The organism is Salinicola sp. CPA57, assembly GCF_003206035.1.
GTDB classification, from domain to species: Bacteria; Pseudomonadota; Gammaproteobacteria; order Pseudomonadales; family Halomonadaceae; genus Salinicola; species Salinicola socius.
In genome coordinates, this window is record NZ_PZJR01000003.1 from 766852 (window position 1) to 789007 (window position 22156).

The following is a 22156-nucleotide window of genomic DNA, read 5'->3' on the forward strand; positions in this document are numbered from 1 at the left end:
GATTATTCTCCTGTATTTTTTGTTTTTGGAGATCGTTTTTTCTTTTTAACTGTACTGTCTGATTTTATTTCTTTATCAAAACTATCCGAATCATTCATTATTTCGGCAACGCCAATAGCAACAAAAACATTTGCTTCTGCTGGTTTGACTGAAATAACTTGATTTTCTCGATAGCTAGCGCAACGTTTAGTGAACCTGATTGTTGTCATTATTATAGATTTCCTATTTCTTTATTATATTTAGCAAAAAAGAAACCCTCGAATGAGGGTTTCAAACTTAGCTATTATTGTTGTTATTGCTAAGAAACTACTTATTATTCACCAGTTTCTAAACCGCCATAATTTGCACCGCTGATATACTGGACGGCTGCATCGCGACGTTTCTGCCAGTTAACATACTGTTCAGCTAAGAAACCTTGCTGGTTAGTCTGCCATAGTGAAACTAGAGAACCGCTGTCGTTATTTGGATCATTAGACATTAGAACAGACGCTTCACGACTAGTATCGATGACGATGTTGTCTTGATTCATGTAAATTTCGTTGGTTTTAACGAGAACGATGTTGTTACCAACATTTTCTGATTCAACTACAGGTAGACCCATTAGACGACTGTCAGCGAGTTCTGGGAATTCAGCAGAACCAAGGGCAGTACGCATATTTTCGATTTGTAGACGAATAGCAGTGTCTAGAACGATGTATGCACCGCCATAACCAATTTTTGCATTGCTCATGTTGATCTTTAGCTTAGTTAGATCGCGACGTAGATCATCAGCAGTAACGCCGGAAGCGGGGATAGCTGTAACACCGTTAGTAACAGATGCTGGGCTAACGCCTTCGACACCATCAGCTAGCGGATTGATAAACTGTAGGTCGACAGCCTGAGCGATTGCGTTAGCAAGATCGTCACGAATAGTGAGATCAATGCGAGGATCTGCGTTACGTAGAAGCTCATCAGAGACAGTTACTAGAGCTGCGAGCTTGTATTCTTCTAATAGAATAGAGTTGAAACCTAGTGAAGTTACAGGCTTCATTTTTGCTTCGCCTACGAACTGAGCAACAGAACCTTGATTTTGGCCCTTGATTCGAACATTAAAGGGAGCAAAACGGAAACCGTCTAGCTGACCGATGATTGTACGGGGACGTAGAAATTCGATGAAATCGCTCTGAATGTTCTGATAGTCAGTTAGCGCAGAATAGTCAGCGTTAGTAGTAGTACCGCTGTCGACCATTGCTTTTATTGCGTTATAAACTTCTGGGGTATCAGTAAATTTTTTGGCATGTTCAGCAGCAGTACGTAAATCACCTTTAGCACCGCGAACGGCTTTAGCGAAACGAGCGAATTTAACGCCTTTTTCTACGAATTTTTTAGGCTGGGCTGGCATAGAGAAAGATTTAACAGATTCATTTTGTTCTGCAACTTCAACTGTGTTTTCTTCTTTAGAAATAGTTTTTTCGAAATCTTTTAGACGACCTAAATGCTTTTCAGAATTAGTGATTTCTTCTTTGATAGAAGCATATCGGCCTTCCTCTTCTTCGTCTAATTCACGAGATTCAGCTAGTGATTTTTCAAAGACTTCTTCTAATTGTTTTTTTAGAGCCACGATTTTTGTTTCGTAACTCTTAATCTGATCAGAGATTTTCATAAAATTTTCTTTTCCTTTATTATTATGATTTTTTACAATATCGTTATTGTTAATTATAGTTTGCGAAACAGTAGTCGCGGGGCTCTCAGATTCAACATCATCATCACTATTTGAATCATAAGATTTTAGAGCTAGTATTGTTGCCTGAGCATTTGCCGGAACAGTTACTAGCGATAATTCATATACCTCTATCGATTTGAAATGTATTCCGCCTGATTTCATGACCTCAATAGCGCCGTCAATTACGCGGAAACCGATTGAAACGCCTTTTATGATGCCGGATTTAACAGACTGCCACGCTTCATCAGTACGTGTTTTTAAAGCCCCTTCTTCTTCGATTTTTGCAATTTTGGCTTTAAATTTAATACCAGCTTCGGTTTTTTCATAAAATTCAACAGTGCCAACGGGGCTTTTGTGATCGTGATGCAGCAATAGCGGTAATGATTCTGCATATTGAATGCCAGTTGAATCTATAACATCACCTTCCCTATCGGGCGCTGGGGTAGTTGCAATGCCGTAGATTTCTCTTGATTCACCGTCATCAACTGATTTAGTGATACTCAAAACTGAATAAGCGACTTTTTTACTCATTTTATTATTATTCTCGTTTTTATTATTATATGATTGTATTTAGGGAAATTTTTAATAGAACTTCAGAGCATTTAGCTTTAATTTAGGTTTTTTCTCTTCTAATTCATGTGACTGTCTAACGCCTACAGCCATAGCTAGCGAAACCATGGCATCGATTTTTCGGCCTGAATCATGTCTAGAATCGGGTTTAACAAATTTTCTATTACCTGCTGGGTCTGATTGAGTCGTTACGTTATGCGCGCAGATATTCAAAACTGCGTTATTCCCATGTCTGAGTTTTTGGTTTAGTAATAACTCTTCTAATGTTCGAATTGCTGGGCTCATCGATACGAAACCTTGACCAAACTCTCTAAATTTATCGATCATAGTGGGGCTAAATTCGAGTCTCTGTAGTTCTGGAATCAGAAAACGCATGTTGTATCTATCAAACGCTATCGCCTGAACATCACAATTGTTGAATATCTCAAGCAGACGTTGAGCAACAAAATCGTAACTGATAGTTCTGCCGGGAATAAGTTCTAGGTGTCCATTTTTAGCGTATGTTGGCCAGTCAACGCGGTCTCTAGCCGCTTTATCATGTATTCCGTCTGCTGGTAGCCAGTTGAAACAGTGCACGTCACCCGACTCTGTGAGTAGTACTAAAGACGTTAAATCTGAGACTGCTGATAGATCGAGCCCAGCCCAAACTCTCTGACCGCGCCACGTTTCAGGTTTTCCTGAATTTTCTTTCCAGACATTTAGTGAAATAAATTTATCGTCTACAGCTATTCGCTGATTTAAATGCAAGTTCCGATATGCTGCATCGAGTGACGGCATACGCTGTGCGCGTTTAGCGATGTCGCGTAACTCGTCTTGATTCATAAAATCGCCAAAATGCGGGTTTGCTGCGTTTAGCGCTTCATCTGAATAGACATGTTCACCGTCATACGTGCATAAAATGACCTTGCGTTTCGGGTCTTCACCTTGCAACGCGTCATCAATTAAAAGAGAAAGCAGATCGTTATCTGTACTCGCTTGCGTCGATATGATGATCGACAACGGATTATCATGCGCTGCTGAACCAGTCTCTAGCGTGTCGTATAGCTCTGATCGCGAGCCTTTCACTTGTCCCAGCTCATCATGAACAATAAAGACCGGGCTTAGCCCGTGAGCTGTCTTAGCGTCTGCTGACAGTGCCCGGTAGACTGTACCGAGCTGCGGGCATTCTATCGATTTAGCTGAATCTTTGACTGATACGAAATCTGATAGAGTCGGGCTTAGACGTACCGATGCTGCTGCGTATTTGAATAGAATTGCGGCCTGATCGCGGGAATTAGCAGATGAATATAGCTGTCCGTTTCTAACGGCTTCGGGTCCGACAAGATGTAATAGCAAAAGAAATGCACTAAGAGCTGTCTTAGCGTTTTTTCGCGGCATCGAAAGAATGAATGTTCGTGTGGGGCTGTCGTATATAGAGATCATCCACAATTTTTGGTGATCAGTTAATTGAACACGTTGACCGGCGAGCTTACCATCAGGCACATAGCAATGTGTCTCAATCCATTCAATATTACGTTCTGCCCTGCTCATATTATTGTTGTTATTCATTCCCAAGGCTTTTTATCTATCGCCTGACCGGCGGCATGCTTAGCGGTGTGAGATGTTTTATGATCGTACGTCGCTTGATGCGTAAGTCTCATTGAACGCATTAATGTTGTAATTGCTCGCGTTTCTCTTTCCTGCATTTTCGACAATTTATCGAATCTTGTTAGTCCCTCTTCATTTAGTAGTTGCTGTGCTGTGAGTTGTTGCAGTTGATATGCGATCATCTGAGACGTTGAAACGTGTCTACAGTATTGGCACATCATAGAGATGTGAGTTTTGTTAAACCAAGATGCGGGTAACTGATTGACTAAATCCTGAAAGATTGACTGCTCGTTTTTAGTCAAATCTGCCGGGGGTGCGATTCGCTGTTGAATTTGAGTTGTAGAATTATCGATTAGAGACAATTCATTTTTAGATTTCGGTCCGCGTGCGCCCATAATAATTCCCTTTTCTTTTTATTATTTAGGGATTTATGAAAACTCGAATACCGGAAGTTATAATTTTTCGGGGGTGGAGCGCGGTCAGCAGTGGTTAGGGTTGTACGCATTCCATTCCACCCCCCATTGATGTAATCTATGAGGACAGTCAAAAGGAGATATCAAGCATGCGCATTGACTTTGACGCAGATGATCACGTTGCTACTGAATTAACTAGCATTGCAAAGCTAATGTTTAATGAAGATCATATCGGTGTCGTATTGCGCAGTAGTTTTCATTTAGAGACACTATTAGATCATTGGCTAATCTCTAAAACTGGTGCTGACCTTTTCGAAGGTTTGTTGACATCGAATGAAATGCGGGTCGGCGTGTGTAAGAATCTAGGTTTCCCAGACATTCTAGTTACACCCATTAAAAAGATATTTAAAATACGTAATGATCTCGCGCATAATAATTCAGGTGAAGAGATTACGCATCGACACATATCAGCTTTAGAAGACATGCTAAACAACATTTCACCTACGACAGGAAACCGTTATAAAAATCCTAGGTATGGTGTCGCTTTTTATCATGACGATGACACAGTTGATCGTCATTATTACAAAGATAGTGATAATCGTATTAGGTTTATTATATTATTCGGCCAAATATACGCAACTGTATGGGAACAGTTATTTAGGCCGCGTTCTGATGTTTAGTTCCAGTGCGAATCAGGGTCGAGCGGGAATCCATCAGCGTCAAAGCCGAATGCCTGAACGTCACGCTTCTCTAGTCTCTGCTTCGTACTGTCATGACACCGCTTGCATAGTGACTGTAGATTGTCTGGATCACTGAATAGCTCAGTATCGCCACGATGTCGCGTAATGTGATCGACTATGCGCGCTTGTGTGTAGATTCCGCGTTTGAGACAGAATGCACAGAGCGGCGCTTTCATTAGCTGTTTCTGACGTAAACGAAACCATGATCGGGTTTTATAGAGATGTGAATATTGATGCTGACTCATAACCCAATACCCAAGAATTGAGCACGTTCATCTTTGCGACGATTGATCAATCCCTGAACCACTCTTGCACCAGCCTTTTTCCACATCATGAAAGCGTCAGCAGCTCCGAGGAAGTCATTAGCGTTGATCAAACGAACTACTGTGCTCGTCTTGAATGCATGAACGCCGATGTTGAACGCTAGCGATACCAGCGCATCGTATTCGTGTTGCTCTAGGTAGACATCAATACACCTATTAACTACTGTCTCGAATCGCTCTATGTCAGCGTGTAATAACGAGATAGCCTGATCGTATGTGACCGTTAGCCCTTCATAGACATCAGCGCCGGTATGCCCTACTCCAATAGTCCAGATACCAGCGACATCCTGATATGCTGTTAGCTCTACTGATTCACGTTCGATTAAACGTTCAATGCCATCATCTGATATTGCTCTGGTGGTTTTTATTTGGTTGTATATGTTCATGAATGTATTTAGGCAAAATACATCCACGTCAGGGCACCAACGAGCCCTTCTGAGAGGTTTTATCATATTGTTCGAATTATCTTAGTAGGAGGGATTAGGCGGGCTTATGTGCGGTATATTGTTTGATTAACAGTAGATTGTATATATGCTGTTGTTCGTCGTTGTCTAGAAACTTGATAGTCTCTGACGTGAACCGTAAAATTAAATGAAAGTACGTCCTGAATGATCCAGCTATAGAGACAACAGGTTTACCGTTGATCGTATGAATTAGCTCTACTAAAATTATTTCTGCTTCTGAATAATAGTATTAGTCCAGCATTAGATATTGACTATTTCGTTTATAGACAGATGCGTAAACTCTGCCGTCTTTCTGATATTTTACAAAATAGTATTGATCAATCATTTTTTTGGGACTCTTAAAACTTTCCCATTCATCTGACGAATTTCAATATAATCTTTCTCTATCTCTTCATCACTGCTCTGATTCAACATCATGTTCTGCTCGTCTACGACTCTAACTAGCTCATCAATTGCTCGTGTTTGATCTATCATCGCTGCTATTAGCGCATCCATTTTCTGGTTGCTCATTTTTATTCTTCTCTTTCATTCGTTTAACGTTTTCTCTGAAATCGTCTATGTATTTCTTTATTTTATCGCGCCTTTCCCTACATCCCATGCAACTAATCACGATATGATGTACTCGTAAAATGTCTTGTATGCATCAAACATATCATCGAAAGCTATTGCGTTAATTTCATCATCCGTCATCGTTTGCTGAATACTATTCAAAAAGTCTGTCTAACAAATCGGAGACCTCAATTCTATTTTCTCTGAATTGTTGATCGCAGTTTTCGCTATATCCAATGATGTTAACCTCGAATCGTTCATTTATTATTCCTCTCTATGTAGTGCCCTAAGCGGTTTATTATTTGTTCCGACAATAACACTGTCAATACGTAAAATGTCTTACATAGCCTCGTTAGTGCCTTCCTGAGCCTCTACAGCGTCTATTAGGGCATTCAATTGTTCTGTTGTTGTGTCTGCTCTAGCGGCTTCTCGAATAAGAGATTCGACAAATTTTGTTGATAGTCTGCATTGCGTTTTAGCAGCAGTGACGGCGCTACGTGATAGCTCGTTTGCAGATACGTTTGCTGTTGCGATGTCTGAGCGCAGCTTGAGACGCTGAGCGTTAAAATCATCAATAAGACGATTTTTTGAAGTGCGTATGTCTTCAATTTGTTGATTGTATTTTTTATAGATTTCATCAATTTTCTCATTGTATTCATCTTTAATTTTTATTGTCTGATCTAGTGAATCCCGTTGCATTTCGATTTTCTCTTGACGTAGCTCTGAGACGTTATCCTGTAGCTGATAAATTTGTATCGCTTGTAGAGCATTGCACGATAGTAGAACTGCGATAATGATTGCTGTGATATGTGATCCAAAAAATCTTAATAATTTTGCTATGAACATTTTTGTTTTCCTCGTTGTCTGTAGTTATGAAACCGTTTCGACAACATTAAAATCGGTTTTATTCCTTTTCTTTCTTTGTCAATTCTTTGTCACGTTTTTCTAAATCTTCAACTTTTTGTCTAAAAGTTTCAGGTAAAAATAATTTGATGAATCTGACGCAATATCTAGCTGAATTTTCGGGGCCGGATAGTGCTAAAGCTATCGCAATCGGAACTATTAGCGCGGGATCGACACCGGCATATATAGCGAACGGGTTTATGCTGATGATTAGTATGAATGCTACTAGTGCTTGTCTGAGCGTCTCTAAAAACGGAGGGCGTGGCGGTGGTGGGTAGCGAGCTAGTATCAGTACGCGTAGCACTGCTGCAACTACACCAGCGAAAATAAAAGGTGGCGTGATGCCGAAAATTAGTAGAAAAGGCGTTATGTAATCCATGAATTCTTGTTCTCGTTATTATTATTTTAATTCGTATCTGTATTTAGTTTCCACGTGATCTAGGTATATCGCTCTGTGAGCCCTTCTGTTCGATTTTCGTTGATATGCAGGCAACGGCATTGGTTAATGTGAGATCGTTCAATGTGGGGCAAAATAGAAGCCCTATTTGAACGCCCGCTATTGGGTCCATTCTCTCTATCACGTTTTGGTTTTGACGTTATCACCTCATGAAACTGTTCATAATCATTTGGGTTTGTGGGTTTCTGTACGTCAGTACAAACGCTTTTGGGGTTGATATGCGATGATGCATTGTCGATGTGATGTGTTTTTATCACGAGACAATGTGAAATCGCTTTGATGTGTGAGTTCACGAGCACATCAACATGTTTTTGATGTCCTTTCTCAATATGTGCTACGCACAACCCCAACCCCGTTTCGCTTTCGCTACTGAAACCCCTACCCCTGCCAATTGGCATCTATTCATTAAGAATTACGTTTATTAAAAAATGGGACCTTTTCCTATATATATATAGAAAAAAGTCCTAAAAAATATAATCCCAATAGTGGGCGCTCAAATCTTACTTTGAAGACTTGACGAATCAACGTTTCATGAGAACATTAGTCATAGCCAGTTGAAATTAAATCCATGTTTAATTATTCAAATCGAGGGCTAAATAACAGTACAGCATTGAAAAATACCGGAGTGTAAAAACAAAAATGTTAGATTACGACCAAACTCGTGCCGGATTCGGCAAGTCATACACACAGCTAAAGCGATTAGCACAATCTAAAAGGCAAACCATTCATCTAGTCCCGTCTATCGATCTAGCTAAAGAACAGCAAAGATTACTACAGCTACTAAATCCCCACCTATCAGTTAAAGTCATCCACGGCGATAGCGTTAACGGCTCTACTACTCATGCATTCTGTAATGAGATCATGCAGTCGAGCGCGTCAGTCATCATATCGACCCACGCCACGTTCAAATTAGCTCTATTTCGCGGTCTTTCGATGTTCAATGAGTATGATCTAAGCATTGACGAATCGATGTCATTTCACAAAGCTCACGCACTATCGATCTACAAATCTAGTTTCGATCTAATCACATCATATCTCAATTTCGTGTCAGCAGACGAAGGGCGGTATTCAGTCACAGTGAAAGACGGCAAACGTTCTCAGGTTGAAGCCCTGCTAGCAGGTAGTGAGCATGACGATCTATTCGAAGCATCAAACATTAAAGATTTTTTTACGTTCGTCTTGTCTGCGTCACATACGACATATATCCCCAAATTCAGACTAGAAAATTTCATCAGTATCGATGAGGCACTGGAAAAGCGCACCACCCTACTAACTGCTGGATCAATTATAAACACATCGCTTTTAGAGCAATTCAATAGCGTTAAGATTCTATCTGCTGATTTCACCCTGTCTGAATCTTACTATGTGATGAGGAATGCGGGTTTCGCATTCAATGACGTGTCGATGGGGCCAGTAGTAAACGAACGCGAGAATGTGTTTATTCACTATTACATCGACGAAAATTGGACCGCTACTAAGCGTGATAACTCTGATCCAAATAAAAACTGGTTTAATAATCGTGGTCACGGCATTCAGCATTACGTCATTCAAGATGCGATGAGTAAAATCGGCAACGCGCGGGCAATCGCTAACTGTAATAGCAAATACGAGTATCTATTTTCCATTCCTGTCGTTAACACCCCGCATGGTTTGAACGATTACGATACTGTCGCTAACGCTATTTGTGTGAGTAGTGCTAACGCAGATAGCAACGAAATTCACGCGCTAAATGATGTGTTTGGCGTCACTCGCGCTGAAATTGATTTCGAGAGAAATGTTATGTCGTGCAACCAATTTTGCAACAGAACTATTATTCGTAATCGAGATATGTCTGATATTCGAGTTGATTTATTCGTAGTCGACAAACGGCGCGCAGATTATCTTAAAGCCAAATTTCCAAACGCTACCGTAGTTCGTGAAGCGGTTCAACAAATTGAGAGCATCGTTGAACGCAACCGCTTAACTGTAATTCCTCGTGCTGTTGTCAAAACTCGCTCATATAAAGAGAGTCAATTGAAATCAGGGATACGCCTAAAACCACGTTCTTACTCTCAATACGTAGACATCATGAACACGTACTATTCACAAGAAACAATCATAGCCAACAACTAATAACCCTGGAGGTAATATAATGGCTCGCAAATCATATCACCAAACTCTAGACAGCAACATTTTTCACACAATAGTGCTTTTAGCTGATCAACATGATTCTACTGTCTCATGTATTGTCGAATCACTAGTTAACGCAGCGATTCAAAATGATAGTGCTGTCAATAGAGATTTTATAAAGAATATTGAGAATTCGCGGCATGCGTACAACGTTCGTAAGAAACAATAAAAAAGGACAAACTATGTCACATCACAATCATCTTGACTCTGTTCTATACGTAATCCGAAATTTCAAAACCGGTCAGATAAAAACCGGAGTCTGTCAGTATTTTGAGAAAACCGAAATACTTTCTGAATTCAATATTAATGGTAGAGCTAACCACTGGGAATTCATGACGACATTAAGAGACAGCAATCCTAAATTTATCGAACATGCGGAAGTTTTTTTCAGATTAGGCGTCAAACGCAAAGATTTTACTTTAGAACAGGTTTTAGAAATCGTGCAATCTGCCGAGATATACGAATCATTTAGACTAGAGCTAGAGGACGTTATCTATAACAGAGCTAACATGATGTCGCCGCGTCAGGTTAGGCAACGAGAAGAGGAAAATAAAAAAGCCCTCAGTTGAGGGCTTTTTCTTTAGGAGGATGTAACTATGTCAAAACTACACAGATATTTAGCTATTCTCGATATTCATTATAACCGGTTATAAATTATTGAAATCAGTAATAAATACATGTGAACAATGAAAAGGAGATGTTCACATGTCAAAACAATCTATCAAATCAAACAAATTCGAATCTAAAATAGCATGCAAAAAATGCGCGTCGACTCTTCGCTACATCGCTACAAATCGCTGTGTATCATGCTCTGACGCTGCAAACGCTCGACACAACGCTGTGCAGTACGCACGTAGACGCGCTACGCAGTCACAGTACTATCAGCGCTACTACGGCTCTCTAGATCGTCGTCTAACTCGTCTCGCAACGCGTATGCTCAACCGCATCGAGCGTCAGCCATGGGGTAACCCTTGGGACCATCTCGGGTACACTGCTGACGACCTGAAGGACCACCTAGCCCCAATGATGGCTGCGAACGGCTGGACATGGGAGACTTGGGGAATCGAATGGAGCGTTGACCATATCGTACCTGTATCTCGCTTCAAGCGTGCGGGCTGGCGTGATGTGACCTTCATTCATTCACTAGAAAACCTTCAAGCACTGTCGCTAGCTGACAATAGACGAAAGTTTACCAAGTCGATGAAAGAATGGAAGCTAGATGAAGGTAATGTTAACTTTCGGTAGGCAACGCTAATCTATGAGGCTTTACAGATGAATCCTTTCGAATCAATTCACAACGATACTGTATATATCCTACGGAAAGATGGAACTCGTTCAGAAAACTATAAAACTCGCGTAGGCTCTAAAGGTGGTCACGCTGCTTCTATATATGTTGATGATATCAATGTGTCCGAGGGGGATACGTTGATTAGGGTTTTACCCAACAAGAAAGAGGAACAATACACTATACTTGATGTCGACTACTCACCCGGTTTGCTGGATGATATACCACCGCATTGGAACCTAAAATTAGAGAAAACCAGTTCCTTGAAGCGATCCAGTCCCGCCCCGACATCTCAAACGTTTCACATCAACAATTCTCAAGGTATTCAAATCGGCGATCACAACCTTCAGCATATTGAAGCCAGCATCACCGGTTTGATCGAGAAAATTGATAAGGCTGAAACATCTGATGCTGAAAAAGACGCTGCTAAAGGCAAGATTCGGCAGATGTTAGAGAACCCTACCGTTGCTGCGGTGCTGGGATCGAGTGCGGCGACTTTGCTGAGTATGTTTTAACCAATAGAAAAACCCCGCAGATGCGGGGTTTTTTGTTCATGATCGCTTTCAATTTTAGTCTTCTTCGCGTACCAGCCACGATTCGACCTTTTCATCACCAAACTCTGCTTTCCAATGCTTAAGCTGTTTGTGATTGCCACCGCGAGTCTCGACGACTTCCCCAGTTTCAGGGTTTTTGTAGATTTTGAGCTTACGCTTACGACGCGTGCCGCTGCTAGCGCTCTGCTGCTCCGTCGACGGATTCAGCATTTCAGTTACGTCACGCTCGCTCTTCTCGTATTTCTTCATGAGCGCTTCAAGTTTTTCTTTAAATTCAATGTCTTTCTTAAAATCTTCATTCGATTCGAGCGCTAACAATTCAGCCTGCAATTTTTTCAGTAGCGCTTCTTTCTCAGTGTATGTTGCTAGCTGTGACTTTGCCATTCTTAAAACTCTCTACGTTTGATGATGTAGCGTTTTATAGCATCACATTATTATCGATGCAAGAGCATATGCGTCAGCTAGATCGTAGCGCCCACGGGATTTCGGAATTTGGTTGAATATGGCTCTAACGTCCGCTGCCACTGCGTCTAGCATTTCGTCTTTCGATGCCCTGCCGTTGCCTGTGAATTTTTTCTTTAGAGATGTGGGCGCGATGACGAGCGGTTCTAACGCTATCGATGTCAGACGATCTAAAATCAGAAATTGAAGCCCCGCTAGATCGCGTGTACTGCTGCTGATGGATCCAAGCGATAGTCCTTCAATTCTCACGCCTTCGACGCTGTGCACGATTGCTATATCTAGCACCCGCTCAGCTATCATCTGTGCACGCACTAAACGAGATTGATTCTTATCTGATGCTATCACTTCGTGATGAATCATTTTCTGATCGTCTATGATGACGATTCCGGTATTCGTGAAACTTTGATCGACACCTAAAATTGTAGCCAAAAAAATACCCTCAATAATATGAGGGTATTTATGAGTTATATCGCTCTCGCTTCTATCTTAATTTTTTCCCATTCATCTTTAAGCACCTCCTCGGTTACTTCTTCCGCCTTCTTAACTCCATTCTTCACAGCATTCATGATCTTTCTGCGTGCTGAGTGCTCTTTCTCTTGCTGTAATTCGTGCAGGTTTTTCCTAATCTCAGAAAGAACACCTCTTAAGCTCTGGTGTTTTTTCTCGCCCGGATTCAACCTAAACATAATCATGAACAGTATTTCATGATGAACTCTATCTCTTTCACCATTTCCTTCGACGAAATCTTTAGCAACTCTTGTCGCATAACTTTCAACCGCGTCTTCGATATCTACATTCGACACACCACCTTTATCCAACTCATTTTTTAATCCTTTGCGATAATCATTTACCTCTGATCTTATCGCAGCCCACCTCCACGCGATTTCCTGTGATAGTGCTAGGTAATGAGCTACATCTTTTCTCAACTCATCGATCCACGCTTGTCGTTTATCAGCTATGAACGCATTCACGGCCCGATCAGACTCTAATTTCCGCTGTTCGTAGTTGCTTGCTTCCCTTGATACCAAATCTCTAAATTCTTCTTCGCGCTGCGCAAGCTCCGTCTTAGCCCGCTTGTCAACCGCCTTGTTATTTCCGCTCGCTATGGCCATTTGTGCAAAGATGCCTACACCAGAAATAATCAACTGCCAAGGTAGTTCTTTTAATTCAAGCATTCTTTTCACCTAATATATTTTCAACTTTGTCTTCACTCTGCGCCGTTGCTACTAGCTCGCCACTCACGAACGCCAACCATTCCGTTTCAGCCTCAATCACATCATATTCGTCTGTCGATTCGTTAAAAACTTCATGTTCGGGCACTGTGCGTGTGACGTATAGCGCATTAAATTTCGCTCGACGCTTTACTATCTCATAATCAACATTTCCAGCGCTACCGACATTCACTGAGAATTTACTGTCAAATGCTATAATCCGCCAATTTGTCTTTTTTAAAGTTTCTCGTGTAGCAGTGTCATCAGACAGAATTTCATCAATACTCATGTTAGCGTTCATGACAACACTATTAATTGATACACTAGCCCCACGGTCTACTAACGAAACTTCTAGATTTGCGATTTTAGTTTCAATCTCATCTTTCGATGCTGATAGCTGTTCAAATTTAGCTTTCAGGTTAGATTGATCGGGCATCGACAGTAGCATGTCGAGAAGTACGTTTAGCTGATCATCAATCGCTGTGCGTTCAGACTTCAAGGCAGATATTTTATTTAACTCTTCATCTAACGAAGAATCGTATGCTAACTGTGATAGTTGTTCGGGTAGATAGGATTCGAGAGCGTGTAATAGAACGACGTAAGGAAGCTGCTTTTGATTTGAGCAGAAATCAGCCCCCTTTTTCTCGCGACCCAAACATTTTGCTGAATGCTGGGGGTAGCCCTTCACCATTTTTTTGGTGATGTAGTACGAACTACCACATTCTTTGCATTTGATCAGCCCGGACAATTTGAACGTAGATCGCGGGCTATGATCCACTTCACGTCTTTTGATTTCTGTTTGCACACGATAGAACGTTTCACGATCAATCACAGCATCGACAACGTTTTCAATCTCATCGCCGTTGTTATCCCAAGAGCCTACAAGCGCTTTTGATCTGAGCCATTTTCTAACGGATTGTGTCGTCGTATTTTCAGGAATCAAATTTTTTGAAACTAGCTCAATGACGATATTTCGCGGCCCCCACCCTTTCAAATAGTATTCAACTACTCGCTCTATTCCCTCCTTCCATTCTTCAATTATTTTTCCATCAGATGTTAGCCAGAACGGCGTATAACGTTTGATCGTTTCCCCGTCTTTCGCTTTCTGCCGTTTCGATTCATAAGCAGCTTTCATGCGCCTGCTTAGATTTTTTGAATATTCGTGCGCTTGAGAGATTTTCCCCACGAGAATGAACAAATCCCCGATTTTCTCGTTCAAGCTCTCTTTCGAATACGTCTGAGAGTCTTCCAGCGTTACGACATTTACCCCAGCGCCGACGATTCGCTGTAAAAGTGACAGCATCTCCAACGGCGGTAGACGCCCTAGACGGTCCATTGCCTCGATTAGGATAAAATCCCCGGTAGCTATCTTCCCGTCTTCTATAGCTGCGAGAATCTGGCCTAGGCCGTGCTGTAGGTGTGCCCCGCTGAATCCGCTTCTACCTTCGTCGCTGGCGCTGATCGGAGATAGCGAAACGTCAGGATGAGCTTTGAGCCAGTCGGCGATCATGCGAGACTGTCGATCTGTAGAAGAGCCCCCGCGTTGCAGGGCGCTAGAGAAGCGGATATAGCTGATTGCCTGAGCCATGACGCTAGCCTGTAATCGTGGTTCACTACAGTCTAACATTCTTCACCTACATGCAGGTCGTGGGGCATGCTTCACGTCCCACCGCGCTGCTGGCCAGTCTCGGCGCGCTGCTGTTCGCGGCCGCGCTGTGTCCGTTCGTGGGCCGTTATACCGACCGGGTCGGACGCCGCAAGACGATACTGACCGCGGGAATCTGCCTCATCGTGGCGGTCTTCCCTGCTTACACGCTGGCCGGTAGCGGCGAATGGTGGGCATCGCTGATCGGCGCGATGCTGATGGCGGTAGGCGCGGTGATCTGCGGCGTGGTGACGGCCGTTTTGTTGTCGGAGCAGTTTCCGACGCGCGTGCGTTATACCGCCTCGGCGCTTTGCTACAACGTCTCCTACACGATCTTCGGCGGAACGGCACCGCTGGTCGCGACCTGGTTGATCGAGCGCACCGGCAATAACCTGTCGCCAGCGATCTACTTGATCGCGATCACGCTACTAGCGATGTGGGGCGGTCTACGCCTGCCGGAGTCATCGCACCGGGCGCTGGATGCCGACGAGTCCGAATGGCAACGCGCACCGAAACCTCTCGCCCAACCCGCGACCTGAACCGCGCCACGACGTGATCCGTCGCCTGAATTGGCTTCCGCCGATACGACCGACGGGCCGAGGCCCGTCGGTCGAAGACGTCGATCGCCCGCTCAGGACCGGGGATCAGGCCGGGGGGCATCGGAGTCACGCTGGAAGTAGCGGTGTCCGCACGCATGGCAGGCATCGAGTCGCGCGACCTGCTCGAGCAATACGCCCGCCCCGCAGTGAACGCAGCTCATCCGGCCCGGCAGGGCCACTTCCCCGGCCGTGTAGTCGGCACGCGCGGCTTCGAGATCGTCTTCGAAGCGTTCACGGTCGATGGTAGTGCGATCGGCGATCGAGAACAGCGCTTCGCTGACTCGGCGCGAGAGCACGTCGAGATCGATCCCCAGCCAGGACGCGACACCCTCGCCGCCCTTGGCGAGAAACTGGCGAAAGTCGCGCATGTCGCGCTCGACCCAGGCCCGCAGCAACGCCATCTCATCTTTGGTGAACTCCTCGAACTCGGCCTCGAACGCTACGGCTTCGTCGAGTTCGTGCTGGAAGCTGTCCCAGGAGAGTTCCCCGCCGCCGTCCTTCAAACGGGTCAGAATGCGTTCATAGGCTTCACTGAGACGGGAACGCGCCTCGGGTCGTGACTGTTGCTCATCCATGGCTATCCCCTTTTTCTGCTGCGGATCGATTCACCCGGCCTTGATGCCAGGCTCTTACTTGCGACGATAGGTCTGGGGTATGCTTGTGGCCCTGAAAATCAAGCCGGCCCCGCTCTTTTCGTCTGCCATGAGTATAGCTTTTCGCGGGGACTCTGGCGCTCCCACACGCCGAACGCAAGGTGCCTGACCAAACCGATGGACGCACAGTACAACCCGCAAGCGATTGAAAACGCCGCACAGCAATACTGGAACCAGAACCAGAGCTTCAAGGCCGTCGAGGATGCGACGCGCGAGAAGTTCTATTGCCTGTCGATGTTCCCCTATCCCAGCGGCAAGCTGCATATGGGTCACGTGCGCAACTACACCATCGGCGACGTGGTGACCCGTTTCCAGCGCATGCAGGGCAAGAACGTGCTGCAGCCAATGGGGTGGGACGCTTTCGGAATGCCGGCCGAAAATGCCGCCATCAAGAACCGCGTGGCACCCGGCAAGTGGACCTACGAAAACATCGATACCATGCGCGGCCAGCTCAAGTCACTCGGCTTCGCCTACGACTGGAGTCGTGAGTTCGCGACCTGCGATGTCGACTACTACCGGTGGGAGCAGTGGTTCTTCGCCAAGCTGGTCGAGAAAGGCGTCGTCTACAAGAAGATGTCGACGGTCAACTGGGACCCTGTCGATCAGACCGTGCTCGCCAACGAACAGGTCATCGACGGCCGTGGCTGGCGCTCCGGCGCCCGTGTCGAGCGCAAGGAGATTCCGCTGTGGTTTCTGAAGATCACCGACTATGCCGATGAGCTGCTGGCCGACCTCGACAAGGTGGAATGGCCCGAGCAGGTCAAGACCATGCAGCGCAACTGGATCGGCAAGTCTCGCGGCGTCGAGCTGAGCTTTGCCGTCAAGGCCGGGGACGGCGACGGCGACGATCAGCCTGAGCGGCTCGAGGTCTATACCACCCGCCCCGATACCCTTTTCGGCGTCACCTACGTCGCTGTGGCTGCCGGCCATCCGCTGGCCAGAAAGGCCGCCGAGCAGGATCCGGCCATGGCCGAATTCCTGATCGAATGTCAGCAAGGTGGCAACTCCGAAGCCGAGCTCGCGACCATGGAAAAACGGGGTCGCGACACCGGTTATCGCGCGCTTCATCCGCTGACCGGCCAGGAAGTGCCGATCTTCGTCGCCAATTTCGTGCTGATGGAGTACGGCACCGGCGCCGTCATGGCCGTGCCCGCACACGACCAGCGCGACTGGGAGTTCGCTACCAAGTACGAGCTTCCGATTCAGGCGGTCATCGCCGACGCCGAGGGCAACGTGCCGGACCTCTCCGCCAGTGCCTATGTCGATCACGGCAAGCTGATTCACTCGGGCGAGTTTGACGGTCTCGAATTCGATGCCGCGTTCGATGCCATCGCTGCCGAGCTCGAGTCCCGAGGCCTCGGCAAGACCAAGACCCACTATCGCCTGCGTGACTGGGGCGTCGCCCGCCAGCGCTACTGGGGCGCGCCGATTCCGGTCAAGTACGGCCCGGAAGGCCAGACCGTTCCACTCACCGACGACGAATTGCCGGTCGCGTTGCCGATGGAAGTCGAGGTCGACGCGTCGGGCTCGCCGCTCAAGAAGATGCCATCCTTCTACGATCTGGGCGACGGCTGGACGCGAGAAACCGACACCTTCGATACCTTCATGGAATCGTCCTGGTACTACGCCCGCTTCTGCTGTGCCGACAACCCGGAAGCGATGCTCGACGACCGCGCCGACTACTGGCTGCCGGTGGATCTCTACATCGGCGGTATCGAACACGCGATCCTGCATCTGCTCTATGCCCGTTTCTTTCACAAGCTGATGCGCGACGAAGGTCTGGTCAATAGCGACGAGCCGTTCCAGCGACTGCTCACTCAGGGCATGGTAATCGCCGAAACCTTCTATCGCGAAGAAACCAACGGCGGCAAGGCGTGGTTCAACCCAGCCGACGTGGAAGTCGAGCGTGACGACAAGGGCCGCCCGACCAGCGCCCGATTGGCGAGCGACGGCCAGCCGGTCGAGATGGGCGGCATCGAAAAGATGTCCAAGTCGAAGAACAACGGCGTCGACCCGCAGGCGATGATCGATCGCTTCGGCGCGGATACCGTGCGTCTTTTCGTGATGTTCGCCGCCCCGCCGGAACAGTCTCTGGAGTGGTCGGATTCCGGCGTCGAAGGCTCGCACCGCTTCCTCAAGCGGCTGTGGAAGCTGGTCGCCGACCATGTGGCGGCGGGAACGCCGCCGGCGCTTGATGTGAGTAGTCTCGACGACATTCAGAAGGATCTTCGCCGCAAGACCCACGAAACCATCGCCAAGGCCGGTGACGACATCGGCCGTCGCACCACGTTCAATACCGCGATCGCGGCGGTGATGGAGCTGACCAACGCGCTGGGCCGTTTCGACGACACGTCACCGCAGGGTCTTGCCGTCAGTCGCGAGGCTATCGAAGCCTGCGTGCTGCTGCTGGCGCCGATCACGCCGCACGTCGGTCACGCGCTGTGGCAATCGCTGGGTCATCAGACGCCGGTCATCGATGCAAGCTGGCCGACGGTGGATACCCAAGCGCTGATCAGGGCCAGTGTCGAACTGGTGGTACAGGTCAATGGCAAGCTGCGGGCCCGTCTGGAAGTGCCGGCGGAGGCCGACAAGGCCACGGTGGAATCTCTCGCCCTGGCGGAAGACAACGTGCAGCGACATATCGACGGCAAGAACGTGCGCAAGGTCATCGTCGTTCCCGGGAAACTGGTCAACATCGTCGCCAACTGAACGCTTGCCGACTGAACGATCGCAGCCGAATCGTTGCAGTCGATAGCATCGATACTGGGCACCCATCGACACTGGGCACCCATCGGCACTGCCAGGCAGTGCCGTCATGTCAGAAGGAGCTTTTCATGATACGTCGCACCGTTGTGGCCGGCCTGGTGGCCGTGTCGCTGACCGCGCTGACCGGCTGCGGCTTTCAGCTCCGTGGCCTGGATCAACCGACACTGGGTATCTCTGAACTGAGCCTCAGCGCCAACGTCTCTCCGTTCAGCGAGGAAGTTCGCCGATCGCTGGAGAGCGCCGGCACGGCCGTCACCGAGGATGCCGATCTTCGACTCAATCTGGGTGACGAGAAAATCAGCGAGAATCGACTGACGCGATCCGACTCCGGCAGCCGCGAGACCCGGATCACGCTGACCGCCCCCTTCTCCGTTCAACGCGTATCCGACAGCGCCTATTTGCTGAACCAGCAGCAGTTGGAAACGTCGACGACGGTACTGCTCTCGACCGACGACATCTATTCCAGCGAAGAGGTGCGCAAGGAGGCTGCCAGACAGCTGCGCCGGGACGCGGCGACCCAGTTGATCGACCGGCTGGACGCGCTCGAGACACCATGAAGGTATTTCCCGACAAGCTGGAAGAGTCGCTCAAGAAGCGTCTGCCGCCGGTGGTGATGGTGGCCGGCGATGAACCGCTGATCCATCTGGAGGCTTGCGATGCCGTTCGGCGCGTCGCCCGCGAACGCGGGATCGAAGAACGCGAGGTCATGCACGTCGAATCCGGCTTCCAATGGACGCAACTGCTGGAATCCGCCTCCAGCCTGTCGCTGTTCGCGTCGAGCAAGCTGATCGAAGTTCGCCTGGGTAGCCAGTCTCCCGGCCAGGAAGGGAGCAAGGCGCTCGAAGCGTATGCGCAACAGGCCGGCGATAGCGACAATGTGCTGCTGCTGTCGAGCCAGCGCCTGGATCGCAAGGCGCAATCCAGCAAATGGTTCAAGACCCTGGACAAGCTGGGGCTTTTCGTTCCGGTGTGGCCGGTTGACCATCAGCGGCTGGGGTTCTGGATGCGCGACCGGGCCAACCGCTACGGCTTCACGATGGATATGGAAGCGGCCCGCCTTCTCGGCGAGCGCACCGAGGGCAACCTGTTGGCAGCCGATCAGGAATTGCAGAAGCTGGCGTTGCTGTTGCCACCCAATGCGCGCCTCGATGTCGAAGCGATTGCCAGCGGCGTCGAAAGCAGTGCCCGTTACGATGTCTTCACGCTCGCCGATGCCTGCCTGAAAGGCGAGCGTGATCGCGTCGTCCGAATCGTGCGTGGCCTGCGTCAGGAGGGCGTCGAAGCGCCGATCATCCTGTGGGCGCTGACCCGTGAGCTGCGCACCCTGCTATCGATCTTCCAGCATCTCGATCAGGGCCAGAGCCTGGAGCACGCCTGCAAGGCGCAGCGACCGATGATTCCGGAGAAGCGCCGTCCCGGCTATCAGCAAGCGCTCAAGCGTCTTCCCCAGCGCCGCCTGCACAAGCTGCTCATGTTCTCCCAGCGTATCGATCTCGCCATCAAGGGGGCCATCGCCCTGCCCGTCTGGGACTGTCTCCAGGACCTGGCCCTCACTCTCGCCGGCGGTCGCGGTATCCTCGCCGAAATGCCGCATGCCTATCGCTCCGCCTGACGTCTATCGCAACGCCTGACCTCTATCGCAACGCCTGACCTCTATCGCAACGCCTGACCTCTATCGTGCCGTTCGATCTTTGTCGGGCCGTTCGATGCGTATCGTCTCCCATCGCGCTCGTGGTTCCGATTGGCTTCCGCGGTTGCGCATAGCGCTCGCTGGAGGCGCCGGCAGGCTCATAGCCGTACAACTGAATTGAAAGCGCCTTGGCGGACCGATATAGTTGACGAAATCAACCATCCAGCAATAGGCTTCGCAGGTCGCCATGTCCCGTTCGTACTCTTTTGCCTTGCCACTGGTGCTGGCCGTCACCATGGCACTCGGCCCGCTGTCGATTGATGCCTACCTCCCCGCCTTCCCGGCCATGGCAGAGGCGATGGGCGTCGGCATCGGCGAAGTCGCCCGGAGCCTCTCGATCTACATCTTCGGTCTCGCCATCGGTCAGCTGGTCGGCGGGCCGCTATCGGACCGAATCGGGCGACCTCGCGTCATGTACGCGGGCCTGGCTATTTTCATCGCGGCGTCGCTGGGCATCACCCAGGTCGACGATCTGAACCTGTTGTTGATGCTGCGCGGCCTCCAGGCCTTCGGAGGCGGCTGGATCATGGTGCTGGTACCGGCTCTGGTCAGGGATCAGGTGCGCGGACGCGACGCCGCAAAGCTCTTCAGCATGATTGGCCTGATCATGGTGGTCGCGCCTGGCCTCGCCCCCAGTCTCGGCAGTGCGTTGCTCGCCATGGGAGATTGGCATGCCATCTTCTGGTTTCTCGCTCTCTACGCGCTTGGCGTGATCCCGCTGCAGGCGCGTGTGGTGTTGCGCCACGCCAGACCCATCGATGTGACGCATCATCACGACTCGCTGCTGACCCGCTATCGCTTCGTGCTGGCCACTCGAGCCGCGCTACCCTTCATTGCCCTGCAGGCCTTCGCCTTCTCGGTCATGATGCTGTTCATCACCCACGCATCGTTCATCTATCAGGCCCACTTCGGTCAATCGGAAAGCGCCTTTTCGCTGATGTTCGGCGCCAATATCCTGATCATGCTGCTGGTCAACCTGACCAACCGCGCCGTGCTCAATCGGTTCACGTCACGCCAGATTCTGATCACCTGTCTCTGCGCACAATTCCTGGGCGTCCTGATGCTCGCGCTGGCGACATGGCTCGAGGTCTCGGTCTGGCTATTTCTGCCGGCCATGATGCTGACCATTGGTGCCCAGGGCGCCGTCGCGCCCAACAACCAGGCATGTTTCATGGAATACTTCGAGCGTCACGGCGGCACCGCGGCTTCACTGCTGGGCGCCAGCCAGTTCGGGATTGCCGGCACGCTGAGTGCACTTTCGACCCTGCTACCGGAAACTCTCGGCTGGGTCATCGCCTCGATGTTCGTCTGTTCGCTCGTCTGCGTGATCGTCATCGTGGGCGCGTTGCGTCCACGTCGGGTCCGATGATCCGGGGATGACCATCCAGGAGTCCTCTCAATACAAAAAGCCGGG

23 protein-coding genes are annotated in these 22156 nt (G+C 48.4%); 9 read left to right on the forward strand and 14 right to left on the reverse strand.

Annotation, left to right across the window (positions count from 1 at the left end; translation table 11 throughout):
- Window positions 1-2 precede the first annotated feature (2 nt).
- The 4 genes from DOM36_RS19990 to DOM36_RS19995 all read right to left on the reverse strand — a co-directional run bounded on the left by DOM36_RS19990 (window position 3) and on the right by DOM36_RS19995 (window position 4254).
- Window positions 3-209: a hypothetical protein gene (locus tag DOM36_RS19990; RefSeq protein WP_157958566.1), complete on the reverse strand. Its 207-nt coding sequence runs from the start codon at window positions 207-209 to the stop codon at window positions 3-5.
- A gap of 104 nt (window positions 210-313) precedes the next feature.
- A complete protein-coding gene (locus tag DOM36_RS05785) occupies window positions 314-2233 on the reverse strand; it encodes a phage major capsid protein (RefSeq protein ID WP_110641804.1) in 1920 nt (639 codons plus the stop codon).
- A gap of 51 nt (window positions 2234-2284) precedes the next feature.
- On the reverse strand, window positions 2285-3820 hold the full coding sequence (locus tag DOM36_RS05790) for a terminase TerL endonuclease subunit (RefSeq protein WP_110641806.1): 1536 nt from the start codon (window positions 3818-3820) through the stop codon (window positions 2285-2287).
- The gene (locus tag DOM36_RS19995; protein ID WP_157958567.1) at window positions 3817-4254 is read right to left on the reverse strand and encodes a hypothetical protein; all 438 of its coding nucleotides are present in this window, start codon (window positions 4252-4254) and stop codon (window positions 3817-3819) included. Before DOM36_RS19995 ends, DOM36_RS05790 begins: the two co-directional genes overlap by 4 nt.
- A gap of 167 nt (window positions 4255-4421) precedes the next feature.
- Between DOM36_RS19995 and DOM36_RS20000 the strand changes: the two genes are divergently transcribed.
- Window positions 4422-4952 (forward strand): hypothetical protein, encoded by a 531-nt coding sequence (locus tag DOM36_RS20000; RefSeq protein ID WP_157958568.1) that lies wholly within the window; start codon window positions 4422-4424, stop codon window positions 4950-4952.
- Here the strand turns inward: DOM36_RS20000 and DOM36_RS05795 are convergent.
- From DOM36_RS05795 to DOM36_RS20010, 5 genes are all read right to left on the reverse strand, one after another.
- Complete coding sequence (locus DOM36_RS05795) at window positions 4949-5257, reverse strand: HNH endonuclease signature motif containing protein (protein ID WP_110641808.1); 309 nt, start codon at window positions 5255-5257, stop codon at window positions 4949-4951. The genes DOM36_RS20000 and DOM36_RS05795 overlap by 4 nt on opposite strands.
- Window positions 5254-5721 (reverse strand): lysozyme, encoded by a 468-nt coding sequence (locus DOM36_RS05800; RefSeq protein ID WP_110641810.1) that lies wholly within the window; start codon window positions 5719-5721, stop codon window positions 5254-5256. Before DOM36_RS05800 ends, DOM36_RS05795 begins: the two co-directional genes overlap by 4 nt.
- Before the next feature lie 399 nt (window positions 5722-6120).
- A complete protein-coding gene (locus DOM36_RS05805) occupies window positions 6121-6309 on the reverse strand; it encodes a hypothetical protein (protein ID WP_110641812.1) in 189 nt (62 codons plus the stop codon).
- 378 nt (window positions 6310-6687) lie between these two features.
- The gene (locus DOM36_RS20005; RefSeq protein WP_157958569.1) at window positions 6688-7194 is read right to left on the reverse strand and encodes a hypothetical protein; all 507 of its coding nucleotides are present in this window, start codon (window positions 7192-7194) and stop codon (window positions 6688-6690) included.
- A gap of 58 nt (window positions 7195-7252) precedes the next feature.
- Window positions 7253-7630 carry a hypothetical protein gene (locus DOM36_RS20010; RefSeq protein WP_157958570.1) on the reverse strand — a complete coding sequence of 126 codons (378 nt, stop codon included), beginning with the start codon at window positions 7628-7630 and terminating at the stop codon, window positions 7253-7255.
- 717 nt (window positions 7631-8347) lie between these two features.
- On the opposite strand from DOM36_RS20010, the gene DOM36_RS05815 reads away from it, so the two are divergent.
- The 3 genes from DOM36_RS05815 to DOM36_RS05825 all read left to right on the forward strand — a co-directional run bounded on the left by DOM36_RS05815 (window position 8348) and on the right by DOM36_RS05825 (window position 11677).
- Window positions 8348-9820 carry a hypothetical protein gene (locus DOM36_RS05815; protein WP_157958571.1) on the forward strand — a complete coding sequence of 491 codons (1473 nt, stop codon included), beginning with the start codon at window positions 8348-8350 and terminating at the stop codon, window positions 9818-9820.
- A 239-nt stretch (window positions 9821-10059) separates the two neighbouring features.
- Entirely contained in the window at window positions 10060-10446 is a 387-nt protein-coding gene (locus DOM36_RS05820; protein WP_110641818.1) for a hypothetical protein, read from the forward strand.
- Window positions 10447-11149: 703 nt separating this feature from the next.
- A complete protein-coding gene (locus DOM36_RS05825; protein WP_110641820.1) occupies window positions 11150-11677 on the forward strand; it encodes an RIP homotypic interaction motif-containing protein in 528 nt (175 codons plus the stop codon).
- A 54-nt stretch (window positions 11678-11731) separates the two neighbouring features.
- On the opposite strand, the gene DOM36_RS05830 is transcribed toward DOM36_RS05825, so the two are convergent.
- The 4 genes from DOM36_RS05830 to DOM36_RS05845 are packed head-to-tail and all read right to left on the reverse strand — an operon-like array spanning window position 11732 to window position 14977.
- Complete coding sequence (locus DOM36_RS05830) at window positions 11732-12100, reverse strand: histone-like nucleoid-structuring protein, MvaT/MvaU family (RefSeq protein WP_110641822.1); 369 nt, start codon at window positions 12098-12100, stop codon at window positions 11732-11734.
- 42 nt (window positions 12101-12142) lie between these two features.
- Window positions 12143-12607, reverse strand: a complete 465-nt coding sequence (locus DOM36_RS05835; protein ID WP_157958572.1) for a crossover junction endodeoxyribonuclease RuvC — start codon at window positions 12605-12607, stop codon at window positions 12143-12145.
- Window positions 12608-12642: 35 nt separating this feature from the next.
- Window positions 12643-13353, reverse strand: coding sequence for a hypothetical protein (locus tag DOM36_RS05840; RefSeq protein WP_110641826.1), 711 nt, complete (start codon window positions 13351-13353; stop codon window positions 12643-12645).
- The gene (locus DOM36_RS05845; protein ID WP_110641828.1) at window positions 13346-14977 is read right to left on the reverse strand and encodes a recombinase family protein; all 1632 of its coding nucleotides are present in this window, start codon (window positions 14975-14977) and stop codon (window positions 13346-13348) included. Before DOM36_RS05845 ends, DOM36_RS05840 begins: the two co-directional genes overlap by 8 nt.
- Before the next feature lie 17 nt (window positions 14978-14994).
- Between DOM36_RS05845 and DOM36_RS05850 the strand changes: the two genes are divergently transcribed.
- Window positions 14995-15573, forward strand: coding sequence for an MFS transporter (locus tag DOM36_RS05850; RefSeq protein WP_198651202.1), 579 nt, complete (start codon window positions 14995-14997; stop codon window positions 15571-15573).
- Window positions 15574-15665: 92 nt separating this feature from the next.
- Here DOM36_RS05850 and DOM36_RS05855 read toward each other — a convergent pair whose 3' ends face one another.
- On the reverse strand, window positions 15666-16208 hold the full coding sequence (locus DOM36_RS05855) for a zinc ribbon-containing protein (RefSeq protein WP_110641830.1): 543 nt from the start codon (window positions 16206-16208) through the stop codon (window positions 15666-15668).
- 195 nt (window positions 16209-16403) lie between these two features.
- On the opposite strand from DOM36_RS05855, the gene leuS reads away from it, so the two are divergent.
- The 4 genes from leuS (at window position 16404) to DOM36_RS05875 (ending at window position 22111) form a co-directional block, all read left to right on the forward strand.
- A complete protein-coding gene (gene leuS, locus DOM36_RS05860; protein WP_075569331.1) occupies window positions 16404-18995 on the forward strand; it encodes a leucine--tRNA ligase in 2592 nt (863 codons plus the stop codon).
- Between the two features lie 125 nt (window positions 18996-19120).
- A complete protein-coding gene (lptE, locus tag DOM36_RS05865) occupies window positions 19121-19609 on the forward strand; it encodes an LPS assembly lipoprotein LptE (RefSeq protein WP_110641832.1) in 489 nt (162 codons plus the stop codon).
- Window positions 19606-20664 carry a DNA polymerase III subunit delta gene (gene holA / locus DOM36_RS05870; RefSeq protein WP_110641834.1) on the forward strand — a complete coding sequence of 353 codons (1059 nt, stop codon included), beginning with the start codon at window positions 19606-19608 and terminating at the stop codon, window positions 20662-20664. Before lptE ends, holA begins: the two co-directional genes overlap by 4 nt.
- A gap of 265 nt (window positions 20665-20929) precedes the next feature.
- Window positions 20930-22111 (forward strand): multidrug effflux MFS transporter, encoded by a 1182-nt coding sequence (locus DOM36_RS05875; protein ID WP_110641836.1) that lies wholly within the window; start codon window positions 20930-20932, stop codon window positions 22109-22111.
- Window positions 22112-22156 lie beyond the last annotated feature (45 nt).